This is a genomic window from Vibrio sp. 10N.222.46.A1, from assembly GCF_041473595.1.
Taxonomy (GTDB): Bacteria; Pseudomonadota; Gammaproteobacteria; order Enterobacterales; family Vibrionaceae; genus Vibrio; species Vibrio tasmaniensis_A.
On the sequence record NZ_JBFRSN010000677.1, the window covers coordinates 1 to 4,849 of the forward strand.

General features: G+C 44.0%; 4 protein-coding genes. All 4 read right to left on the bottom strand.

Features of this window, described 5'->3' with window-relative positions; genetic code table 11:
- Positions 1–30: 30 nt before the first annotated feature.
- A complete protein-coding gene (locus AB4496_RS18210; protein WP_009848506.1) occupies positions 31–759 on the bottom strand; it encodes a response regulator in 729 nt (242 codons plus the stop codon).
- 157 nt (positions 760–916) lie between these two features.
- Positions 917–2,374, bottom strand: coding sequence for a protein adenylyltransferase SelO (locus AB4496_RS18215; protein WP_009848507.1), 1,458 nt, complete (start codon positions 2,372–2,374; stop codon positions 917–919).
- A gap of 500 nt (positions 2,375–2,874) precedes the next feature.
- Positions 2,875–3,516, bottom strand: a complete 642-nt coding sequence (locus AB4496_RS18220) for a LysE family translocator (protein ID WP_009848508.1) — start codon at positions 3,514–3,516, stop codon at positions 2,875–2,877.
- 274 nt (positions 3,517–3,790) lie between these two features.
- Positions 3,791–4,723: a 50S ribosomal protein L3 N(5)-glutamine methyltransferase gene (prmB, locus tag AB4496_RS18225; RefSeq protein ID WP_009848509.1), complete on the bottom strand. Its 933-nt coding sequence runs from the start codon at positions 4,721–4,723 to the stop codon at positions 3,791–3,793.
- Positions 4,724–4,849 lie beyond the last annotated feature (126 nt).

A 4,849-nucleotide genomic window follows, 5' to 3' on the forward strand; every position in this document is an offset into this window, starting at 1 on the left:
GGCAAGGTGTTCATTAACAGCACTTGATTATCAATGTTCATACTGAACCGGCACAGCAAGAATGTAGCCATTACCGCGCATGGTTTTGATGTAGTGAGGATATTTACCACTGTCGCCCAATCGGCTTCTCAGGCGGCTAAGCTGTACGTCAATGCCACGTTCAAAAGGCAGCGCTTCACGGCCTCTGGTAGCGAAAGAGATGGTGTCACGGTCGAGAACTTCGTTAGGACGAGTTAAGAACAACATCAACAAAGAAAAGTCACTGCCCGACAAGTCCATCTCTTCTGAGTTTTCGTTGTGATAGATTCGGTGCGCGAGCGTATCGAGCGTCCAATCACCAAAAATAATCTGCTTTGGCAATGCATCACTTGGCTTGTCGTCCACCACTTGTACACGGCGTAATAGCGCTTTGATTCGAGCCATTAACTGACGAGGACTAAACGGCTTCGCGATGTAATCATCTGCACCAATTTCTAAGCCGATAATCTGATCGGTTTCATCCGATACCGCTGTCAGCATAATGATAGGCACATTGGATTGCTTTCGTACTCGCTGACACAAGGTAAAACCGTCGTCACCGGGGAGCATCACATCGAGCAGAATCAGGTCGGGATAACCTTGGTTTTGCAGGTGGTTTTCTAATTCAACACCGTCTCCCACAGAAGAGACATCGAAACCTGATTTTGTGAGGTACTCTTCCAGCAGCTCGCAGATTTCTTGATCATCATCCACCACGAGAATTCGAGTATTTGTTGGCATCGCCCAAACCTATTAAATTTACAACTTATTCACATAGTGTATAGGCTGGCCGATTATTTGATTATTAACATGTTTGTAAAGTTAGACGAACAAACAGATAAAGATCACATCTTAGTGACCTCTACCTGTACTTAGCGACTCAAAGAATCATAGGAGGTTAAGAGGAACAGCTGATTTCCATTGCTTTGCCCCACTCAGGCGGCAAGGCAGCAAGATGTTCGTAGTCAGGATGTTCCGCATAAGGGTCTGCCAGCACCACCATTAGTGCATCAATATCGCTGCTATCACCGCGCTCAGCTTTATCTATCGCAAGCTGGGCTAGGTAATTTCTGAGGATGTATTTAGGGTTCACCTGTCTCATCTTTTCACAGCGATCTGCCACTGAACTGTCTTCTAATTCGCAGCGTTGCAAGTAGTTATCCACCCATAGCTTTGCGGCCTCGCGGTCGATAACCAAATCAATCACGTCTTGCGGCAGCAATGTATCTAGGTTCGACAACGTTCTAAAGAATCTTGGGTAGTCGACTTTGTTTTGCGACATCAACTCAAACATAGATTCAAACAAACGGCTGTCACCTTCTTGTTTCGAAAGCAGCCCCAACTTACGACGCATCATCTGACTGAAATAGCCATTCATTTGTGGCTCGTACTGTTCTAACGCACCCTCAAGTTCGGCTTTATCCACCAGCGGCGAAAGTGAGTGCGCCAGTGCCGATAGGTTCCACAATCCAATTCTAGGCTGTTGATTGAAAGCATAACGACCTTGGTAATCCGAGTGATTACAGATCAAGCGAGGGTCATATTCATCTAAGAAGGCGAACGGGCCATAATCGAAGGTTTGCCCTATGATCGACATGTTATCGGTGTTCATCACCCCATGAGCAAAACCATTCGCTTGCCACAGCGCGACCATTTCCGCAGTGCGATCAACAACCTGATTAAACATAGCAGCGTAGGGTTTGTCGTCATCGAGGCATTCCGGGAAGTGCCATTCGATGACTTTATCGGCCAATAATTTATGTTCTGCCAACTGATTGGTATAAAACAGATGTTCAAAGTGACCGAAACGGATGTGTGACTCAGCAGCACGCACCAGCAATGCGCCCCACTCTTGCTTCTCTCGATAAACGGGTGTGTCGCTAGTCATCATCGCCAATGCGCGAGTAGTTGGGATATTAAGCCCCGCCATCGCTTCGCTACATAGATACTCACGAACCGTTGATCGAATAACAGCACGACCATCGCCCATACGAGAATAGGGAGTTTTACCCGCACCTTTAAGGTGTAAGTCGAACGTTTCACCACTTTTCGCGACAACTTGAGCTAATAACAGCCCTCTTCCATCACCTAAATCAGGGTTATAAGAGCCAAACTGGTGGCCTGCGTATTTCATTGCTACTGGCGAAAATTGCTCAGGTTCAACATTGCCTGATAACGTCTCAAGCAACTCCTCGGAAGTGCATTCAAATGACGGAAAGCCTAGTTCATTCGCAAGGTTATGGTTCCATGCGAGCCATTGAACATTGCTGAGCGGTGTAGGTTGAATTGGGGTATAGAACAATCGAGGTAATGCAGTAAATCGATTGTTAAATGAAATAGAATCCCAGACAGACATGAGAGATACACTGTAGATAAAAGATAACTTAAGATTATCACAGTTTGATAACAACTTCAGATCAGGTTATGCAGTGAGTCTATTGAGATAAAGGGGGTTAATCAGACAAAGAGATTATTCAGAGAAAAGGTTACTGAGAGGAAGGTTAAGTGGCTAGCCTGATGAGAAAAGCCACATTTACGAGTGTAAGAGTTCTAACTTTGAAGACTTTTTGAAAAGTATATTCATAATAAAACTGAAAATATAGAGCCATGAAGCTGACTACATTAGAGCAAGAATACCCAGAAGAGAAAGGGTAGAGAAAATCCAAGTACGACTGATTACGCCAAAATTACTGTGTTGAATCATTTCTTGATGCTGCATATATCTCTCCTGAGAATGTGATGGTGTAACACCAATATATCGACTTTATGCCGATATCAGCAAGCACATTAATATTAACCTTTTATTACAGCCTGAATAATTTTCTGTAACTATTCAGGCCTTTAATAAATTGAAAATTACGCTCTGCTTGTAGTAGAAAGCAGCGCCCCAGCACCGATAAAGACACCACCAGTCACACGATTAAAAACCTTGGCTCTACCTTTAGCAAACAACCAATTTGATGATTTCGCACCTAGGTAGGCATAAACCAGTAACCAAGACAATTCCATCACAACGAAGGTCAAAGCGAACACCAAAAATTGAGGAAATAGCGCTATCGATGGGTCAATAAACTGAGGAAAAAGTGCGGTAAAAAACAGGATAGCTTTTGGGTTACTCGCACCAACAATAAAGCCACTGACATAATGCTGTGCAGCGCTTTCTTTAACTGGTTGAGAGCCTGCTTGTTGATTCGATAACTTGTCGTAATCTTGCTGACTCGATCGTAACGACTTCCAACCGAGATAAATAAGGTAAGCAGCCCCCGTCCACTTAATGATATTAAACACCACTTCTGACGAAGCAATGATCACCCCTAAACCGGTAAAAGATAACGTAAGGATTCCGGTAATGGCAGTCACGCTACCCAAGGCGGTAAATATCGATAACTTAAAGCCAGATTGCACCCCCTTAGTCATGCACAACAAAGAGCTTGGCCCTGGTGATGCCGTTAAGATCAACACCGCTAGCAAATAATAAATCCATGTATCAAAGGTCATCGCGAATTCTCCTTAACTCACTAAAACGACTAAATATTGAGCACCAATATGTGATAGCTATTCATATTAAGCAACTAAATATTGAGCAAGTTCACTCTGTGTTGCTTACTTATCCATTAAATTTCGGCAATAAAAAACGCCATGCATTACTGCATGGCGTTTAAATTCAAACGTTTCAAATAGAACGTCTTATCAGGTTCTAACCTTAAGTTTCCAGCCTAATCTCTAAGCTAAATCTCTAAGCCAAATCCCTAAGCTAACGACTAACAGTAACCTAGTCTTTGTAGATAGAGAACTCATCCGCGCAAGCAACAAGCTGCTCACGAGTGATCATGAATACGCCATGACCACCGTTAGAGAATTCAATCCAAGTGAATGGAATCTCTGGGTACTGATCCATCATGTGAACCATTGAGTTGCCCACTTCACAGATCAGAATACCATCATCAGTTAGGTAGTCTGGTGCGTTTGCCAAGATACGGCGAACCAATTTAAGTCCGTCAGTTCCCGCTGCTAGGCCAAGTTCTGGCTCGTGAGTAAACTCATCTGGCAGGCTGTTCATATCTTCTTCGTCCACGTAAGGTGGGTTCGATACGATCAGGTTGTATTTCTCTTTTGGCAAGTCACGGAAAAGATCTGAACGGATTGGGAACACTTGCTGCTCCATGCCGTGATCTTGAACGTTCTGCTCTGCAACTTGCAGTGCGTCTGTAGAGATATCAATCGCATCTACTTCTGCGTCAGGGAATGCATGAGCACAAGCAATAGCAATACAACCACTACCCGTACACATATCCATGATGCGAGTTGGCTCTTCAATTAACCAAGGTTGGAATTGAGCTTCGATCAGCTCACCAATTGGAGAGCGAGGCACAAGAACGCGCTCATCAACGAAGAACTCAAGGCCACAGAACCAAGCTTTATTAGTTAAGTAAGCCGTTGGTGTACGCTCATTGATACGCTTGATTACGCGCTCAACAATACGCAGACGTTCGCTACTTGTTAGACGAGAGTTCATCACATGCGAAGGAACATCAATCGGTAGATAAAGAGTAGGTAAAATTAGTTGTACCGCCTCATCCCACGCGTTATCAGTGCCGTGACCATAAAATAGGCCCGCTGCGTTAAAGCGACTAACAGTCCAACGAATCACATCTTGAAGCGTGTGTAGTTCTGATACCGCTTCTTCTACAAAAATCTTATCCAAAATTGTCTCCGAAAAGCGCTACAATACTGCTAATTACGTTTCTAATTAGAATTCATAACCTGATGAGCAAAAAAGACACCGACTTCGATGACGATTTCGCCCTGTTCAACGATGCAGTAAAGGGCG